This window comes from Streptomyces monomycini (assembly GCF_022271435.1).
Lineage (GTDB): Bacteria > Actinomycetota > Actinomycetes > Streptomycetales > Streptomycetaceae > Streptomyces > Streptomyces monomycini.
This window is the reverse complement of record NZ_JAFIQY010000001.1, coordinates 82,171-98,003: the sequence shown is the minus strand read 5'-3', so window position 1 is coordinate 98,003 and position 15,833 is coordinate 82,171. Positions and strand designations below refer to the sequence as shown.

The 15,833-nt window shown below is 71.3% G+C and carries 16 protein-coding genes and 2 pseudogenes; 11 read left to right on the top strand and 7 right to left on the bottom strand.

The features are described from left to right. The first annotated feature begins 64 nt into the window (after positions 1-64). The 3 genes from JXZ78_RS00475 (at position 65) to JXZ78_RS00465 (ending at position 3,048) form a co-directional block, all read left to right on the top strand. Positions 65-1,006, top strand: a complete 942-nt coding sequence (locus JXZ78_RS00475) for an SGNH/GDSL hydrolase family protein (protein ID WP_238782586.1) — start codon at positions 65-67, stop codon at positions 1,004-1,006. A 263-nt stretch (positions 1,007-1,269) separates the two neighbouring features. Continuing rightward, positions 1,270-2,538: an acyltransferase family protein gene (locus tag JXZ78_RS00470; protein WP_030019755.1), complete on the top strand. Its 1,269-nt coding sequence runs from the start codon at positions 1,270-1,272 to the stop codon at positions 2,536-2,538. Positions 2,539-2,631: 93 nt separating this feature from the next. Then, on the top strand, positions 2,632-3,048 hold the full coding sequence (locus tag JXZ78_RS00465; RefSeq protein ID WP_238782585.1) for a TetR family transcriptional regulator C-terminal domain-containing protein: 417 nt from the start codon (positions 2,632-2,634) through the stop codon (positions 3,046-3,048). A gap of 185 nt (positions 3,049-3,233) precedes the next feature. On the opposite strand, the gene JXZ78_RS00460 is transcribed toward JXZ78_RS00465, so the two are convergent. Both JXZ78_RS00460 and JXZ78_RS40960 read right to left on the bottom strand, forming a co-directional pair. Beyond that, entirely contained in the window at positions 3,234-3,416 is a 183-nt protein-coding gene (locus JXZ78_RS00460; RefSeq protein WP_030019754.1) for a hypothetical protein, read from the bottom strand. 26 nt (positions 3,417-3,442) lie between these two features. Beyond that, positions 3,443-3,733: pseudogene (locus JXZ78_RS40960) on the bottom strand (class A beta-lactamase); the annotation flags it as partial. Between the two features lie 503 nt (positions 3,734-4,236). Between JXZ78_RS40960 and JXZ78_RS00450 the strand changes: the two are divergent. The 5 genes from JXZ78_RS00450 to JXZ78_RS00430 all read left to right on the top strand — a co-directional run bounded on the left by JXZ78_RS00450 (position 4,237) and on the right by JXZ78_RS00430 (position 8,648). Next, complete coding sequence (locus JXZ78_RS00450; protein ID WP_238782584.1) at positions 4,237-5,745, top strand: ATP-binding protein; 1,509 nt, start codon at positions 4,237-4,239, stop codon at positions 5,743-5,745. A gap of 66 nt (positions 5,746-5,811) precedes the next feature. After that, entirely contained in the window at positions 5,812-6,198 is a 387-nt protein-coding gene (locus tag JXZ78_RS00445; protein WP_030019752.1) for a roadblock/LC7 domain-containing protein, read from the top strand. Continuing rightward, the gene (locus JXZ78_RS00440; protein ID WP_030019751.1) at positions 6,195-6,566 is read left to right on the top strand and encodes a DUF742 domain-containing protein; all 372 of its coding nucleotides are present in this window, start codon (positions 6,195-6,197) and stop codon (positions 6,564-6,566) included. Before JXZ78_RS00445 ends, JXZ78_RS00440 begins: the two co-directional genes overlap by 4 nt. After that, entirely contained in the window at positions 6,547-7,170 is a 624-nt protein-coding gene (locus JXZ78_RS00435; protein WP_030019750.1) for a GTP-binding protein, read from the top strand. Before JXZ78_RS00440 ends, JXZ78_RS00435 begins: the two co-directional genes overlap by 20 nt. After that, complete coding sequence (locus tag JXZ78_RS00430) at positions 7,167-8,648, top strand: cytochrome P450 (protein ID WP_030019749.1); 1,482 nt, start codon at positions 7,167-7,169, stop codon at positions 8,646-8,648. The genes JXZ78_RS00435 and JXZ78_RS00430 overlap by 4 nt, the downstream gene beginning before the upstream one ends. A 30-nt stretch (positions 8,649-8,678) precedes the next feature. On the opposite strand, the gene JXZ78_RS00425 is transcribed toward JXZ78_RS00430, so the two are convergent. From JXZ78_RS00425 to JXZ78_RS00415, 3 genes are all read right to left on the bottom strand, one after another. Further along, on the bottom strand, positions 8,679-9,914 hold the full coding sequence (locus JXZ78_RS00425) for a pyridoxal phosphate-dependent aminotransferase (protein ID WP_238782627.1): 1,236 nt from the start codon (positions 9,912-9,914) through the stop codon (positions 8,679-8,681). 5 nt (positions 9,915-9,919) lie between these two features. Then, complete coding sequence (locus tag JXZ78_RS00420) at positions 9,920-11,044, bottom strand: tryptophan dimethylallyltransferase family protein (RefSeq protein ID WP_078624191.1); 1,125 nt, start codon at positions 11,042-11,044, stop codon at positions 9,920-9,922. 448 nt (positions 11,045-11,492) lie between these two features. Continuing rightward, entirely contained in the window at positions 11,493-12,110 is a 618-nt protein-coding gene (locus JXZ78_RS00415) for a hypothetical protein (protein ID WP_050502393.1), read from the bottom strand. A 245-nt stretch (positions 12,111-12,355) separates the two neighbouring features. On the opposite strand from JXZ78_RS00415, the gene JXZ78_RS00410 reads away from it, so the two are divergent. Beyond that, on the top strand, positions 12,356-13,507 hold the full coding sequence (locus JXZ78_RS00410) for a sensor histidine kinase (RefSeq protein WP_030019745.1): 1,152 nt from the start codon (positions 12,356-12,358) through the stop codon (positions 13,505-13,507). After that, positions 13,504-14,154 carry a response regulator gene (locus tag JXZ78_RS00405; protein ID WP_030019744.1) on the top strand — a complete coding sequence of 217 codons (651 nt, stop codon included), beginning with the start codon at positions 13,504-13,506 and terminating at the stop codon, positions 14,152-14,154. Before JXZ78_RS00410 ends, JXZ78_RS00405 begins: the two co-directional genes overlap by 4 nt. A 387-nt stretch (positions 14,155-14,541) precedes the next feature. On the opposite strand, the pseudogene JXZ78_RS40955 reads toward JXZ78_RS00405, so the two are convergent. Together JXZ78_RS40955 and JXZ78_RS00400 are read right to left on the bottom strand one after the other, a co-directional pair. Further along, positions 14,542-14,952, bottom strand: a pseudogene (locus JXZ78_RS40955) (DUF5825 family protein); the annotation flags it as partial. After that, complete coding sequence (locus JXZ78_RS00400; protein WP_238782583.1) at positions 14,843-15,361, bottom strand: DUF5825 family protein; 519 nt, start codon at positions 15,359-15,361, stop codon at positions 14,843-14,845. The pseudogene JXZ78_RS40955 and the gene JXZ78_RS00400, both read right to left, overlap by 110 nt. A 277-nt stretch (positions 15,362-15,638) precedes the next feature. On the opposite strand from JXZ78_RS00400, the gene JXZ78_RS00395 reads away from it, so the two are divergent. Continuing rightward, positions 15,639-15,812 (top strand): hypothetical protein, encoded by a 174-nt coding sequence (locus JXZ78_RS00395; protein ID WP_167745415.1) that lies wholly within the window; start codon positions 15,639-15,641, stop codon positions 15,810-15,812. Positions 15,813-15,833 lie beyond the last annotated feature (21 nt).

The window sequence follows — 15,833 nt, the reverse complement described above, 5'->3', positions numbered from 1 at the left end:
CGCGGTATGTGAGCGGCAGATGACAAGCGCCGATATCGCCTGTGCGCCGTGATTGCCTCGAAGCATGCACAGCAAGCACATGGACCAGACTCCGTCCCCCTCGCAGCAGTCCGCCCCGACCGCCTCGTCCGCCCTGTCCGCCACACCCGGCCCCTCCGCCACGCTCGCAGCCCCGGTGCGGCGCTCCGGAGGACTGAAGACACCGGGCATGGCGGCCGGGGCCCTTCTCGTCGTGGGCACCTCCCTCCTCGCCCTCACCGGCTGCGGCAACGCGCAGTCCGGCAAGAGCGGGAACGACGGTGGCGCGGCGTCCGCCGCCGCGTCGCCCGCGGAGAACAAGGGCGGTAAGCAGCTCTCCAAGCTGCTCTGGATGGGCGACTCGATAGCCGAGGCGGAGGCTCCCGCGCTGGGGGCCGCCATGAAGGCCGGCGGCGTGGAGTTCAAGTCCATCGCTTCCGCGGGCGGCGGTACGGTCGTCAAGGGCGACGGCCCCACCGCCGCATTCGCCGACGGCACCTTCAAGGACCTGTCCAAGGCGGTCGGGTCCTTCCACCCGGACGTCATCGCCTACCAGGTCACCACCTACGACTGGGGAACACCCGCCCAGCAGAGCAGCTCGTACGAGCGCCTCGCGAAGGTGGCTGAGGACGCGGGCGCCGAACTCGTCATCGTCTCCGCCCCACCGTTCAAGATCGACGAGTTCTACAAGGGCCACGAAGCCGCCATCGCGTCGGCGCCGAAGGCGGCCGAGGAAGCGGCCGGGAAGAACGCGGGGCAGATCCGTTACCTCGACGCCTCCGCGCTGTGGGGCACCGACAGCGCCGCGGCCAAGGCCCAGCGCAGCAAGGACGGCATCCACTCCTGCCAACAGGGCTCCGCGGCGTTCGCCAACTGGTTCGGGCAGCAGTTGGGCAAGCAGTACTCCTTCACGCCCGCTGCCGCCGACCGGTGGGCGAAGGGCTCGTGGACCGGCGACAAGGTCTACGGCCAGCTCAAGTGCGGGTGAGCCGTACGCCTCATGCGTGCGGCTGTCGTTGTGGCCCCTGCCCGTGCCCGTCGCCCGTGCCCCTTGTCTGTCCGTGGCCCCTGTCCGCGCCGCCGCCTCTGCCGGCTGCCGTAGACCGCCGCCCGTGTAGCAGCTGAAACTGCGGCGACGGCCGGTGCGCTGCCCCGAGCGACAGCCCTACCACCGGTCGCCGCCGCCTGTCCCGGGCGACATCTCCCGCCCCCTGCTGTTGCTTCCTCTCGCCGCCCCCAGAAGGACCGTTCATGCCGACGTCTGCGGCCGCGCCGCCCTCCCCACCGCCCTCCCCGCTGCCTTCCCGCCGCCACGGCCGACCCGGACCGCGCGCGACCGGGCGGCACATCACCCCCCTGGACGGTCTGCGCGGCGTCGCCGTCCTGGGGGTGCTGATCTTCCACGCCGGGCACTTCGGCGGCGGCTTCCTCGGCGTGGACCTCTTCTTCGTCCTGTCCGGCTTCCTCATCACCGGCCTGTTGCTCAAGGAAGCCGCGGACCGGAACGGTACGGTCCGCCTCGCGGCCTTCTGGGAACGCCGGGCACGCCGCCTGCTGCCCGCGCTGATCGTGCTGATCGTCGCGGTGCTGCTCCTGGTCCGGGCGGCCGGGCCGGCGTATCTGCTGGGCTTCGCCCTGGAGGACGGCCCGTGGGCCGCGCTCCAGGCGACGAACTGGCACTTCATCAGCGACCAGGTCGGCTACTGGAACGACGGCGACACCCGTGTCTTCAGCCACCTGTGGAGCATCGGGGTGGAGTGGCAGTTCTATGCAGTCTGGCCGGTGGTGGTCGCGGTCCTCGCCCGGAGGCGCGTCACACGCCGTCTCGTGCCGGTGATCGCCGCCGCCGGTGCGGTCTCCTCCCTCGTTGCCATGATCGCCCTCGCGCACGGCCCGGACACCACGCGCGTGTACGAGGGCACCGACACCCGCGCCTTCTCGCTGCTGCTGGGCGCCTTGATGGCGACCGATCCGGTACGCCGCCTGCTGTCGAGGACGCCCGGGCGCCTGGCCGATGGCCTCTGTGCTGCCCTGATGTGCGGCCTCGGCGCGTACTGGTGCCTGACCGGTGGTCCAGGCGACCCCTTCCTCTTCCGCGGTGGCCTCTTCCTCCACGCCCTGGCCGCGGCCCTGCTGATCGCCCTGCTCGCGCACCACCCGGCCGGACCGGTCGGCCGTCTCCTGGGAAGCGGGCCCCTCCGTTCGCTGGGCGCCGTCTCCTACAGCCTCTACCTCTGGCACTGGCCGGTCTACCTGCTCCTCTCCGAGGACGTGCTCGGTTTCGGCGGCTGGGCCCGTACGGCGGTCCTCCTTGCGGTGTCCCTCGCCGCCGGGTGGCTGTCCAAGGTGCTGGTGGAGGATCCCGTACGGTTCAACGCCCGCTGGGCCAAGGGGCGTACGGGTGCGCTCTGCCTGGTCGGGGCGCTCGCGGCCGTAGCCGCTGTCTGCCTCCTCGTCCCGGCACCGGACCCGGGCGCCGACTCGGTGGACCTCACACAACTCACCGCCGGCCCCGGCTGACCGCCGCACCCCGCTGTCACCTGTCACGGCAACTCACCTCCTTCCCCGGCACTTTCGACGCCTCGCGTACCGATCGGTACTACGGCGAAAGCGGTGCCCTCCCGCGTCTGGCTGGAGACGGCACGCGCCGCCTGCCCGGACGACCCGGCGGCGCAGCTCCGTCACGTCATCGCCGCCATCGCCGACCAGAACAGTGAGCCCGGATACCGGGGCTGCCCGCCGGCGAACGCGTCCGTCGAATTCCCCGACCGCACCCACCCGGTACGCGTCGCCGTCGACGAACTGAAGGCCGATTACCTGGAACTGCTGACGGAACTTGTCTCACAGTTGCCTGTCCGTCTTCTCCCTGGCCGGCGTGGCTCCTTCCAAGACGATTTGTACACCGGTGCGTACGCGCGGCGTCGCCGCGAGACGGGCGCGACGATGTACGGCGCACTGGGCATCGGTCGCGACGAGCATGAAGAGCGCGCGGCATTCAACGCCGAGCGCCTGAATTTCTACGGGGCCTAGGTCTGCTGAGCTTCTACGTCGATACCGTCCGCGAGTCACTGGGCCTCACCGGCGACAGCAACGGCACGACTCACAACAAGCTTCTGTTCGGCATCTCCTTCGGTTACGCGGACACCTCCGCACCCATCAACAACATCACCGTCCGCCGCGCCGAACTGCACGAGACCACCCGCTTCCACGTATAGTCACGTGGGCGTGGCCACCGCGTATTCCGCGGCCCTGGCGAGGAGTTGCTGGTCGTACGCGGCATCCTTGGCAGGCTTGCTGGACATGATCGAGACGACGACCGGTGGCGCGGATTCCGTAGGCCACGCGATGGCGATGTCGTTGAGTGTGCCGTAGTCCCCGGCCCCGGTCTTGTCGGCCACGGGCCGGCCCTTCGGAAGGCCGACCCGTTACGGTGCAGAACCGCCGCGGCCGCCGGCCCCTTGAACGCGGAACAGAACGCGAAGCGCTCGTCCGCCCGGTGCGTCACGCTCGCCCCCGTCCCGGTGGCGAGCGCGTACACCCCCAGACGCGCGCCGTACTCCCGCTCCAACTCGCTCAGACGCCGGTGCCGTCGCGCTTCGGGAGTCGCGATGGTACGGCTGCGACGGGGCGGCGGCCCGGCCGCGGCGATCGTTTCCGGAACGGGCGGCACCGGCCCAGCCGTTGGGCACGGCCGCCGAGCAACAGGTGTGAGCAGGTACGACGGTCATCGGCTCGCCGCCGGCCGCCCTCGCGGAGCATGGCAGATCGTCACGACCGACGGCACTCCCGCTTGATCGGAAATCGAGGCCGCACAAGGAAATGCGGGCATTCACCTCGCAATCGCCACGCCTCCACGCGATTCCTTTGAACGGCTAGCGCCAAACGATTCTTCTGATATTCGTACGTAAGTGCATTCAGGTGTTGTGTGCACATGCCCCTCCGAGCCAATCGCGCCCCGCTATGCTCACAGCCGCGCAGCGAGTTGTGAGCAGTTGCGGCACGTCGCCGGTAACTGTCGTGAGGTCGCCGCCGCGCGAGGCGTCCGGGGTTCTGGAACCCGGTTGACCGTGCGCGGCACGTCGGCCTGGCGTGCACTGCGGTGATTGTTCGGTGTGTGCGAAGCAACGGTCGCCCACCGCGTCTTCCGCCGCCTTTCCTGCGTACGTGCATTTCCGTGTACGACGTCCTGTCCCTTCCCTTCATGCTCCGAGGCTGCCGATGGTTCGTGCTGATGCGTCACCCGGAAGGCCGGGGCCGGCCTCCACCGCAAGGTGGCCGCTGCCACCCGTGCTCCTGGCCATATGTGTGGCCGTGGCTGTCCCTCTGCTGCCTTCGGCGGCCCGTGCCCACGCCGTCTGGATCGGCGTCCTCGCGACCGCGGCCGTGGCCGCCGCGGACTTCAAGGCCGCGCGCCGGGGCCGCGCGATGGACGCGCTGCGCGAGCAGTACGCCGAGAGAGAGGCCGCCCTGCAACGGCAGTTGGCCGAGCAGGAGGTCGAGACGGTACGGATGGCCAAGGAGATCCTGCCGGAGGCCATGGCGCGGCTCCAGCAGGGCATCTCGGTCGAGGACGTACTGCGCAGTACCGGCCGTCCCTCACGGGTGAGCCCCCGGTTCGAAGCCGCACACCACGCGGTGCTGCGCTATGTCCTGCAAGCCGTGGAGGCCGAGGAGGACCTGCGTGACGCCGCCCAGCGAGCCTTCGTCAACATCGCCCGGCGCGTCCAGGCCATCGTGCATCAACAGGCCCTGGAGCTACGCGAGATGGAGGACCGGCACGGCCAGGACCCACAGGTCTTCGGCGACCTGCTGCACCTCGATCACCGGACCGCGCTGATCGGCCGGCTGGCGGACAGCATCGCCGTCCTCGGCGGTGCCCGGCCGGGGCGCCAGTGGCAGAAGGACATCCCGCTGTTCAACGTGTTGCGCGGCGCCATGTCCCGGATCACCGACTACCAGCGCGTCGAGCTGCACTCGGTGGCCGACGTCGGCGTTCTCGGCCGTGCGGCCGAGCCGCTGATCCATGCCGTGGCCGAGCTGCTGGACAACGCCACCCGCTATTCACCGCCCCAGACCCGTGTCCATCTGACCGCGGCCGAGGTGCAGTCCGGCGTGGCCGTCGAGATCGAGGACGCCGGGCTCGGTCTGACCGACGAGGCCCGCATCCGCGCCGAGCGGGCCCTGGCGCAGCACGCCGCCGGCGGACTGGACCTGGACGACCTGGGGGAGTCGCCGCGACTCGGTCTGGCCGTGGTCGGCCGGCTGTCCCACACGAACCACTTCAAGGTCTCCCTGCGCGTCTCCGCGTACGGTGGCGTACGGGTGGTGCTGGTCGTACCGCCGGAACTGATCACCGTGACCCCGGTGCCCGGCGGAGCTTTGGCCAAGGCGCCGGTCCTGCCGCCGCCCCGCCGCCCCAGCGGCCCGAAGCACCGGGCCGAAGCGGTCGCCGAGGAGCCGGTGCCCGCCGACGGTCCCCGTACCGCCAACGGGCTCCCGCAGCGCAGGCGGCGCACCCGCGCCGTGATCCCGGCCGTCCGGCCGCAGCAGACGACGCCGTCCGCCACCGCCCCCCGCCCTCCGGCGTCGGACGGCCACTCCGCGCCGGCCGGGTTGTGGATGTCCGCATTCCTCGACGGTGGCCCGGAGGAGGACTCCGGCACGTCCTCGGGGGAGGCCCCGGCGCGGCGCCCCCGGCGTCCGAGCGATGAAGAGCCCGAGCAGTGACCGAGCCGGCAGATGAGCCAGCAGACAAGGATGAGTGAGCAAGTGGCGACAAAGCAGCGGCTCAACATGGACTGGATGCTGGAGGAGTTGGCGTCCAGCGTCCCGCAGACCCGTAATGTCGTGGTGCTGTCCTCGGACGGCTTGTGCATGGCGCAGTTCGGTACGGAGACCGACACCGCCGACCGCCTCGCCGCCGCCTGTGCCGGACTGCAGAGCCTGTCGGCGGCCATCGCCTCGGAATTCCCGCGCGGTGACGGCCGGATGAAACTCGTCGTCGTCGAGGTCGACGGCGGCTTCTTCTACCTGATGGCGGCCGGCGCGGGAGCCTATCTGGCGGTGCTCGCCGACGACGACGTGGACGCCGGCCTGATAGGGCAGCGGATGCGTGATCTGGTCGCCCGGATCGGTCAGCACCTCAGCAGCCCGCCGCGGGCGGACCGGCAGGCCCCATGAGCGATCCGGAGCAGGACCAGCACCGGGCCTGGGAAGAGGGCGGCCCCGAGCGGCTCTACGTCATCACGTCCGGCCGGCAGGTGCCCGAGCGGCACTCCTCCCTGGACATGGTCACGCTGATCGTGAGCCGCAACGAACCCGGCCCGGGCATGCAGCCCGAACTCGCCGCCATCGTCCGTATATGCGGCTACCCGCTGTCCGTCGCCGAACTCTCCGCCTACCTCCATCTGCCGGTCTCCGTGATCACCGTACTGCTCACGGACCTCCTGGCGAGCGGACACGTCGAAGCCCGGGCGTCGGCGCTGACCCAGTCGCTGCCCGACGTCGAACTTTTGGAGGCGGTGATGCATGGACTACAGAATCTCTGAACCCGTCGTCGGCCCCCGGCGCGAGGACACCTTGCCGGCCTCGGTCACCACCGCGGTGAAAGTGGTGATCGTCGGCGGCTTCGGGGTCGGCAAGACCACCCTGGTCGGATCGGTCAGCGAGATCAGGCCGCTCACCACCGAGGAGATCATGACGCAGGCCGGCGCCGGGGTGGACGACATCGCCGGTGTCGAGCGCAAGAACGAGACCACCGTGGCGATGGACTTCGGCCGGATCACCCTCAGCGACGAGCTGGTGCTCTACGTCTTCGGCACGCCGGGCCAGCAACGGTTCTGGTTCCTGTGGAACGGGCTCTTCGAAGGGGCACTGGGCGCCGTGGTCCTCATCGACACCCGGCGGCTGGAGGACAGCTTCGACGTGATGGGCCGGCTGGAGGAACGGGGGGTGCCCTTCATCGTCGCCATCAACGCCTTCCCGGACGCCCCCACGTACCCGGCGTCCGAACTCCGGCAGGCCCTGGACATACCCGACGGGGTGCCGGTGATCGACTGTGATGCCCGCGAACGCGTCTCCAGCCGCGACGGCCTGCTGACCCTCATGCGCTATCTGCACGCCCTCACCACGACGAACCCGGAGCGACGGTGACCTCCTCTCCCCACGAACAGTCCCGCACCGCGTGGGCACCCACCCCGCCGCCGCAGTGCCCGGCCCACGACCGGTTCGGCGCCACGGACGGACTGGCGCGGCTCTTCGGCCCCGAGGCGGCCGAGGACCCCATGGGCCTGTACGAGCGGCTGCGCGCCCGGCACGGGCCCGTCGCGCCCGTCCTGCTCGACGGCGACCTGCCGGCCTGGCTCGTCCTCGGGTACCGCGAGATCTTGGAGGTCGCCGGTACCCCCGCCCGGTTCAGCCGCGACTCCCGCAACTGGCGCTGGTTCAGGGAAGGGCGGGTCCCACCGGACTCCCCGCTGCTCCCGATGATCGCCTGGCAGCCGGTCTGCCTGTTCCTGGACGGCGAGGAGCGCAGCAGGCTGCGCCTGGCGGTCACCGACAGCCTGGAGCGCTTCAACCGCCGCGGGATCCGGCGGCACATCACCCGGTTCACGCACCAGTTGATCGACGGCTTCGCCGAGCGGGGGGAGGCGGACCTGGCCGCGGAGTTCTGCGAACACCTGCCCATGCTCGTCCTGACGCAGCTGCTGGGCATGCCCGACGAGTACGGGCCGCGGCTGGTCGCGGCCAGCAGGGACATGGTGGCGGGCACCGCGACCTCGGTGGCCAGCAACGCGTTCATCGTGGAGACCCTCACCGATCTCGTACGGCGCAAGCGCGGGAGCCACGGCCACGACATCACGTCCTGGCTGATCGAACACTCCTCGGGGCTGACCGACGAGGAGGTGTGGAACCACCTGCGGGTCATCCTCATCGCCGCCAACGAGACCACGGTCAACCTCCTCAAGAGCACCCTGCGGATGGTGCTGACCGACCCCCGCTGCCACGCGTCGCTGGCCGGCGGGCAGATGACCTTGCCCGACGTGGTGGAACAGGTGCTGTGGAGCGAACCGCCGCTGATGACCGTCCCGGGCCGCTGGGCCGCCGTGGACACGGAGGTCGGCGGTCAGAAGATCGAGGCGGGGGACATGCTGCTGCTCAGCCTGGCCGCCGGGAACCACGACCCGGCCGTCCGGCCGGACCCTGCCGTACCGCTGCTCGGGAACCGCTCGCATCTCGCCTTCAGCAGCGGTCCCCAGGAGTGCCCCGGGCAGAACATCGGCCGTGCCATCGCCGACACCGGCATCGACACGCTGCTGGCGCGGCTCCCCGACGTACGGCTGCGCATCCCCGAGGAGCAGCTGCGGTGGAAGTCGGGCTGGATGACACGGCACCTGACCAGCCTTCCGGTGACGTTCACCGCGCCCCGGTCGCCGAGTTCCGCCGCGTCTGCCGGCCCGGGCCGTGCCCTCGCGGAGACCGAGCCCGAGCACGGGAGTGGCCCGGTCGGCGGTGTACCGCCCGCCGCCGAGCCCGCTGTTCCGATGCCGTCGGTGGTGTCCCTGCCGGTTCCCGCCCGGCGGAGGCGTACGTCGTGGTGGTACGCGTTGAAGGCACGGCTGCGAGGCTGATGCCCCCGGGGTAGGGGAGGGGACGCACGGTTACCGCGTTCCGGTGGTCGGGAGAGGGGCCGGGCCACCGGTGACGTGTTCTTCGACGGCCCTCGCGATGCGGGCCAAGGCCTCTTCCATGACCCCCAGGGACGTGGCGTAGCTGATACGGACGTTGCCCTCGGCGGCCGGGCCGAACCACTCCGGTGTACCGGGCACCACCGCCACCCGGGCGCGCGACAGGAGGAATTCGGCCATGGCCCGGCTGCTCATTCCGGTGGCGGACACATCAGGGAACAGGACGTACGTTCCTTCCGGGCGGCTGCACGTCATTCCCGGAATGGCGTTCAACCGGTCCACGCAGTAGTCCCGTACCTTCTGCAGATGCTCCAAGAAGGCATCTTTCCAGGGCCAGCCGTGCCGCAGGGCGGCCAGGGCGCCGGCCTGGGTGAAGGGGGTCATGCTGTACGTGGCGCCGAGACGCTGGAAAGTGAGCCGCAGCGCGTCGGCTTCCCGCCGGGTCGGGGCGATCACGAATCCCATCCGCAGCCCCGGTAAGGCGAACGTTTTGGACAGGCCGGTCACCGTGTAGACGCGTGGGCCGTTCTCCGTGTCCAGGCTCGCCGTGCTGACGTGTGCGGCGGGCGGATACACGATCTCGTTCCACACCTCGTCGGACAGGATCGGTATGCGATGGGCACCCGCCGCCTCCGCCACTGCCCGGAGAATTGCCGCGGGGAAGACCGTGCCCAGCGGGTTGTGCGGATTGCACAGGCAGATCAAGGCGGTGCGCGGAGTGATCAGAGAGGCGAGCCGGTCCGGGTCCAGGCACCCCGTGCTCTTGTCCACCGGACAGTGGACCGGCCGGGCCCCCGCGGCTTCGACGGCTTGGCCGAACAGCAGGTCGACCGGGTCCAGCACGATGCACTCGTCCCCCTTTTCGCACAGCAGTCGCACCACGCCCCAGAGCGCGGCAGCGGTGCCCGGGGTCGGCACCACGAGGTCGGGGCGGTTGCCGATTCCGTAACGGGTCGCGGCCACGTCGGAGAAGACTTCCCGGAGCTCACCGCTCTCCGGGGGCGACGCGTAAGGGAAGTACCCGTCGGCGACGGCCGACATGACGGCGTCCGTGACCACCGGGGGGCCGGGAAAGTCCGGCTCGGCTGCCGTCAGCGGGATGACGCCGGGCGGATGAGCGCCCCAGCGCAGAGGCGACCGGCGGCGCAGCAGGCCCGGCCGGACCTGCGCGTCGTCGAACAGCGGACGGTACATGCCGGGCAGCGCCATGGCGCTCACCCCCGTTGGTATCGGGCCGGCGGATACCGGTCGTAGAGTTCGGGCGACCAGTACGTGGTCAGGCGGGGACGGCCGTGCTGCACACGCGCCGACGCGTACGTGTGGATGCCCCGGCCGGACGCGAGCGGACGCCGGGCCATGTGGTGCAGCAGCGACCGGTAGCGGCCGACGGGCAGGCCCATCCCCCGCATGACCGAGCTGATGCGGTCCCGGACGGTCCGGTCGCTCGCCGTGTGCAGCCACAGCGGGACGTACAGCGTCGCGGACACCGGCTGGTGTCCGCCGGCGGTCGTGAACGTCAGATTGCTGACGAGCGGCTGGGCCCGTACCTCACTGTCGCTGCCGGTCAGCTGACGGCAGAAAGCCCCCAGGAGTCCGGACTCGTGCTGGAGTGAAATCTCCATACGGGTGTCGAGTTCCGCCGGAGAAGCGTCGTAGTGGCGGAAGTACACCTTCACGCGGGAACCGGGGCCGTCGACCAGATCGAGACCGAAATAGACGATTCTGTCGAGGTCGAACCCCCGGCCCGCGTATTCCGTGACCGCCGTCCAGGCCTTGGCGAATCCCAGGCGGTCCAGGGCCGCACGTGTCCGCTCGATGCCGGTCATACCGGCATTGGCGTTCGGATTGAGGTAGACCTTGAATTCGGGCCCACCGTTCGGCGAGAGGGCGGCGGCGTGCATCATGGCGAAGCCGGTGGGATTCTCGGCCGGCAGGAACAGGTCCGACACCTCCGCCAGCCGGTCACCGGCGGCGCCGAATTCCTGGGTCAGCCCGCGGGTGAGAGCGAGCGCGGCTTTCTGTGCGGACGACGAGCTCAGCCGGTCCGGCAAGGCCTCCACGAGCGCCCGGACCTGCAGACCCTCTCGGGAAAAGGCCGCGGAGAACTCGATCGGCGATCCGTCGGCGCATACGTCGGAGTGCCAGCCGGGACGCGTTCCTATCCGCCTCGCGCCCCACGGCGACAGCATCGTCCGCAGCGCCCTCGTCCCCTGGCCGGCATCCACGCCCGCGCTGCCCAGAAGACGTGTGGCGGTGGTGACCGCATAGTCCGAGAAGGTCGTGCTCGCAGAAACTCGGGGCGCCGACCGCGAAGACGACGCCGACCGCAGAGACGACATGGATGTGCTCCCCTACCACTCGCCGGATCCCGCCGTACCGCACGCTTGCTCCGCCGGCCGATCGGCCAGTACCAATAAGGGGAAAAGCTCCTGACTACCCGTCCGACAGGAATCGACGGCCCGATCAGCCGCCCGTGTACCCCGGCACCTCTCTTCGCCCGGGGGCGGCGCCCGCATACCGCCCCGCGCCTCTCCATAGGCCGCCGGCGTTTACCGGTGCCCGGGGTACTTTCACCATTAACTATCCTTCCGCCGGCCGCCACCGGCGCACAAGGGGCGTGCGCGGCGTCCGTACCGCGATGGCGCACGCCTCCGACGGACGGATGCGCACGCCGGCGCTCAGGAGACCGAACAGGCGGACGGGGGCGGGCAGCCGGCCGTCGGAAGGACGTCCGGCTGCCCGCCCGTGCCTCCCCGGGCCCGGCCGCCGAGGCCGCCGGAGCCGGGTTCAGCCGGGACCGGTGCCGCCTGCGAGGGCTTCCGCCCGTAGGGCCGCCGTCCGGGCGGGCTGCCACAGGGCGGAAGCGAGCCAGATCAAGGTGGCGCCGACCGCGATGTGCAGGGCGCTGGTAAGCGCGGATTCGGGCAGGGCGGTCAGGAACGCTAATTGGGGCGGCACGGTCGCGTACGCCCATGACGGGACCCGCGGAAACACCCGGGCCCGCACCGTCGCCGCCCCGAACAGCGCGCAGCCCACGGCGAAGACGGCCGCGCAACCGATGAGCGCGGGCACCGTGGGGCCGGTCAGGGTCTTCTTGACGACCGCATCGTCGAAGTAGAACAGCACGAGGTTCGAGGCGAACGCGGCGCCGCCGAACAGGCCGAGGCCGATGAGGTTGATGACGTAGGCCGTCTCCCCGAAGCGGCCGGTGACCGTGCTCTGACGCTGGTGCATCGCGGCCAGCAGCGGCAGCGCGAGCGCGGGGGCCAGGGCGAGGAAGAAACTGGTCGTCGCGGTCTCCCCGGTGAAGATCTCGACGAACGCGGGCAGGGCGGTGAAGAGCCCGGACAGGGTGCCGGACAGCACGCCGGTGCAGGTGAGCCGACCGTACTGGGGTGTGGGCATGAGACGCTCCCATGCGTCGAAGGGCCGCCCCGGCCCAGGGCTTGGCGGGCCGGGGCCGAGAACGCTAAAGAGCCGCCGGCCGTTCCCGGCAGATGTGGAACGGCGAGAACCGCCGCCGGGAGTCACCTGCCGTACGGCTGGCCGGCACGTGCCGCCCGGCCACATTCGCCGGCGCCCGCCCCGTGCCCTCGCTCCCCGGCCGCCGCCCGCCTAGCCTGGGCGGCAGGCAGGAGGGGGGTGGGCGCATGGCGGCGTACGTACCGGTGCCGTGGGTGTCGCCCCTGCTGTACGCCGCGGTGCTGGTCGGCGGTCTCTACTACACGGTGGCCGGCCTCGCCCCCGGCCCCGGTCCGCCACTCTGGCGCACGGCTGGTTTCGCAACGGGGCTCGCGGCGCTGGTCGCCCTGGAGACGGTGGAGCGGCGCGGCCTCCCCGTCCGGGCTTGCGTGCCGATGCTCGCGCGGGTCGGACTGATCGCCGGGGTGGTCGCTCTCGACGAGTCGGGGCTGGCCCAGGCCCTCTTCGTCCTCCTGCCGTTCACCGCCTACTTCGTGTGCGGGCGCGGTGTCGCACTCGCGCTGGCGGCGCTGTGCGTGGCCGGACTCCTCACCGGATACGCGCTGACCGAGCCGGGCTGGCACCGCGACGTGGAGCGCGTGGCCGACCTGCTGATGCTCTGCGTCGGCCTCATCCTCGCCCTCTCCATGGCGGCTGTCGCCATCGGTGAACAGCGCGGACGGCGCGCCCTGGAGCAGTACGCCGCGCAGGTCGCGGACCTGTCCGCCGCGGCCGAGCGCAACCGCCTCGCGCGGGACATCCACGACAGCCTCGGGCACCACCTCACCGCGGTCTCCGTACAGCTGCAGATCGCCTCCGAGTTCCGGATTCTGCAACCCGACTCCGCGCAGCGCGCGGTCGACGAGGCGCGACTGTCGGTGAAGCGCGCGCTGGGCGACGTACGGCAGTCGGTGCGGGCACTGCGGGACGAGGAGCCACACAGGCCGCTGACGGCGATGCTCGCGGGGCTGGCGCGCGACGGCGAGGACCGGCCCCAGGTCACCGTGCAGGTGGACGGTGCCGAGGACGGCTACGGCCCGGCGGAGCTGACCGCGCTCTACCGGGCCGCGCAGGAAGGCCTGACCAACGCGCGCCGCCACGCGCGGGCCTCGCGGGTCACGGTGGCGGTCCGCCTGACAGCGGACGCGGCACGCCTCGTGGTGTCCGACGACGGCCACGGCTTCACCCCGGACGGGGCCGCCACCGGGTTCGGGCTGGTCGGCATGCGGGAACGGGTGCACCTGGTGGGCGGGAGCGTGCACATCGACAGCGGCCCGGGCAAGGGGACCCGGCTGACGGTGACGGTGCCGCGGGGCCGCCGTGAGGAAGGCGTGAGATGAGCGAGGTGGCGGCGTCGGTACGGGTACTCGTCGTGGACGACCAGCGGCTCATCCGGGACGGCATCGCCTCGCTGCTCGCCATCCGGCCGGGCATCACGGTCGTCGGCACCGCGGTGGACGGCCGCGAAGCCGTCGCGAAGGTGCTCGAACTCAGCCCGGACGTCGTACTGATGGACGTCCGGATGCCGGGAATGGACGGCGTCGAGGCGGTCGCCGTCCTGCGGGGCGAGGCGCCGGAGTGCCGGACGGTGATGCTGACGACGTTCGACGACAAGGAGTACGTCGTCCAAGCCCTGCGCGCGGGAGCCTGCGGCTATCTGCTCAAGGACCTGCCGGCCGGCGAACTCGCCCACGCGGTCCGGCTCGCGCACGCGGGCGTCACCCAGCTCGACGCCTCCGTGACCCGCCACCTCACCGACTCCCTGCCCACCGCGGGCCCCGGGGCGGAGCCGGGCGTCGCCCTCAGCCCGCGCGAGATCGACATCCTGCGCCTCGTGGCACAAGGCCGCACCAACCGGGAGATCGCCGCGCAGCTCTACCTCAGCGAAGGCACCGTGAAGAACCACATCTCCCGCATCCTCGGCCGCCTCGGCCTGCGCGACCGTACCCAGGCCGCACTGCGCGCCCGGGATCTGGGCCTGCTGTGACCACACGTCCGCCGAGGACCGACCGGGGCTCGGACCGGCGTACGGTCCAGCGCCTGGGTGCTCAGCACGCGCCCCCGTACCCGCGCGCGGGGGCCCGGTTCGGGAGTGCGCCCCCCTGAAGGTCAACAACAGCGGGAACATGATCTCGAACAGGCCGCCGGGCACGAGGAACGCGCTTCCGGCACCGGAACCTAGGTCGGCCGCTCCCAGCGCATCGGCCACGACTCCTGCCAGGAGAGCGGCGTAGCCCGCCGGCCCCAGCAGCGACAGCCACTTGGCGATCAGCCCGGAGCGCTGCGGCAGGCAGGACGGGACGAGTCCGGCGGTGCCGGACAGGGCGTGGACGAGCAGGTCGTGGTCCTCGAATCGGTGCCGGCTCGCCAGGAAATGGATTCCCACCGCGAGAATGGCCGCGCCCTCCGTCACCCGGAGCACGAGATATCCCGTCGACAGGTGTTTCCCGTACGGCTTGAGGACGGGAAACAGGGAGATGCCTATGGCGGCGACCGCGAGAGCCGTGTACCACTCCAGGAACACCCCGCCCACCAGCTTCCCGCGATCCGACTCCGCACCGGAGAAGACCGAAGAGGGCACGCCGGATTCCGGCACGCCGCGCAGCAGGGCCTGGATCAGCTGGTCGTGCTGGTGCGTGCGGATGACGAGGCGCTTGAACGAGCCGCTGCGGCGGTCACGGACCTCGATGAAAACCGGGGCCGTGGCGGTAGCCGCACTTGGCGGCGTGGAAAGAGGCGCGCCACTGGACGGTGGTGCCGTGGCTGGGGTCGCTGGAGCCGGCACGGAACACGGCGGTGGGTGGGTGGAGGTGGCTGAGTGGCTGCCAGCCGCCCGGTGTGCTGGTACTCGTACCGGTACCAGCGTCGGCACCGGTACCGGGCAGGCGCAACGTCCAGTCGACGGCGACGGCGACGGCGACGGCGACGGCGATGGCGAAGGCGGTGAGTTCGCGTACGGCGACGAGGGCCGTCACCGCGGCGGCGCCGTCGCGATTGGTGAGATCGACGGTCCGGGGCAGCCGGGCGAACTGGACGTGACGGGCGGCAAGGTCCGCCACGGCGCCCTCGACCTGATCGCCGAGCAGGTCGAGGGCGCCGGCGTACACCCCCGGGATGTCCCTGGCCGCCGGGTCGCGTTCCCGCCACAGGGACAGGGCCACCGGCGCGCAGGGTCGGGCGCCGGGCGGGCTCATCGGGCCCCTCCGGCGGCGAGGGCCGGGGCCAGGGGCTCGGCGCTGAGCAGGCGGCTGCCGTCCAGCCGCATCAGGTCCTGGTTGGCGACCTCCGGTACGACATGTTCCGGTCGCACTGGAGCGGGGCGTGCTGCATGCCCCGCCGCGGATGACGGACCGGCGGCGCTTCGTCGCGGCGATGGCGCGAGTCAGCCGTGCGGGCGGCCTCTGGATCCACGTAGGCGCGAGCGCTCCCACCGTGGAGACGGAACTCTGCCGGGCGCGAGGCCCCTCCTGTATGGCCGAACCGACGTTTCTCGCTCTGGTCGCACCCCTTTTCACCGTCCTGAAGATCGACTACGCGCCCTTCGGCAGCCGCGAGGCCACCTGGCAGGCGTGGCACGCCGTACTCCGCCGCCATACTTCTCAGGAGCCGCTCGCGCACGGAGGGGGGTGGTCGAACCGCGGATGAATCTCTTCATCTGCGCGGTCC

What these genes read in the sequence shown, in the direction of transcription:
- JXZ78_RS00400 (WP_238782583.1), bottom strand. Translation starts at nt 15,361, where the DNA reads ATGAGCCCGCCCGGCGCCCGACCCTGCGCGCCGGTGGCCCTGTCCCTG.
- JXZ78_RS00405 (WP_030019744.1), top strand. Translation starts at nt 13,504, where the DNA reads ATGAGCGAGGTGGCGGCGTCGGTACGGGTACTCGTCGTGGACGACCAG.
- JXZ78_RS00440 (WP_030019751.1), top strand. Translation starts at nt 6,195, where the DNA reads ATGAGCGATCCGGAGCAGGACCAGCACCGGGCCTGGGAAGAGGGCGGC.
- JXZ78_RS00425 (WP_238782627.1), bottom strand. Translation starts at nt 9,914, where the DNA reads ATGGCGCTGCCCGGCATGTACCGTCCGCTGTTCGACGACGCGCAGGTC.
- JXZ78_RS00475 (WP_238782586.1), top strand. Translation starts at nt 65, where the DNA reads ATGCACAGCAAGCACATGGACCAGACTCCGTCCCCCTCGCAGCAGTCC.
- JXZ78_RS00470 (WP_030019755.1), top strand. Translation starts at nt 1,270, where the DNA reads ATGCCGACGTCTGCGGCCGCGCCGCCCTCCCCACCGCCCTCCCCGCTG.
- JXZ78_RS00435 (WP_030019750.1), top strand. Translation starts at nt 6,547, where the DNA reads ATGGACTACAGAATCTCTGAACCCGTCGTCGGCCCCCGGCGCGAGGAC.
- JXZ78_RS00450 (WP_238782584.1), top strand. Translation starts at nt 4,237, where the DNA reads ATGGTTCGTGCTGATGCGTCACCCGGAAGGCCGGGGCCGGCCTCCACC.
- JXZ78_RS00395 (WP_167745415.1), top strand. Translation starts at nt 15,639, where the DNA reads ATGGCCGAACCGACGTTTCTCGCTCTGGTCGCACCCCTTTTCACCGTC.
- JXZ78_RS00410 (WP_030019745.1), top strand. Translation starts at nt 12,356, where the DNA reads ATGGCGGCGTACGTACCGGTGCCGTGGGTGTCGCCCCTGCTGTACGCC.
- JXZ78_RS00420 (WP_078624191.1), bottom strand. Translation starts at nt 11,044, where the DNA reads ATGTCGTCTCTGCGGTCGGCGTCGTCTTCGCGGTCGGCGCCCCGAGTT.
- JXZ78_RS00445 (WP_030019752.1), top strand. Translation starts at nt 5,812, where the DNA reads ATGGACTGGATGCTGGAGGAGTTGGCGTCCAGCGTCCCGCAGACCCGT.
- JXZ78_RS00415 (WP_050502393.1), bottom strand. Translation starts at nt 12,110, where the DNA reads ATGCCCACACCCCAGTACGGTCGGCTCACCTGCACCGGCGTGCTGTCC.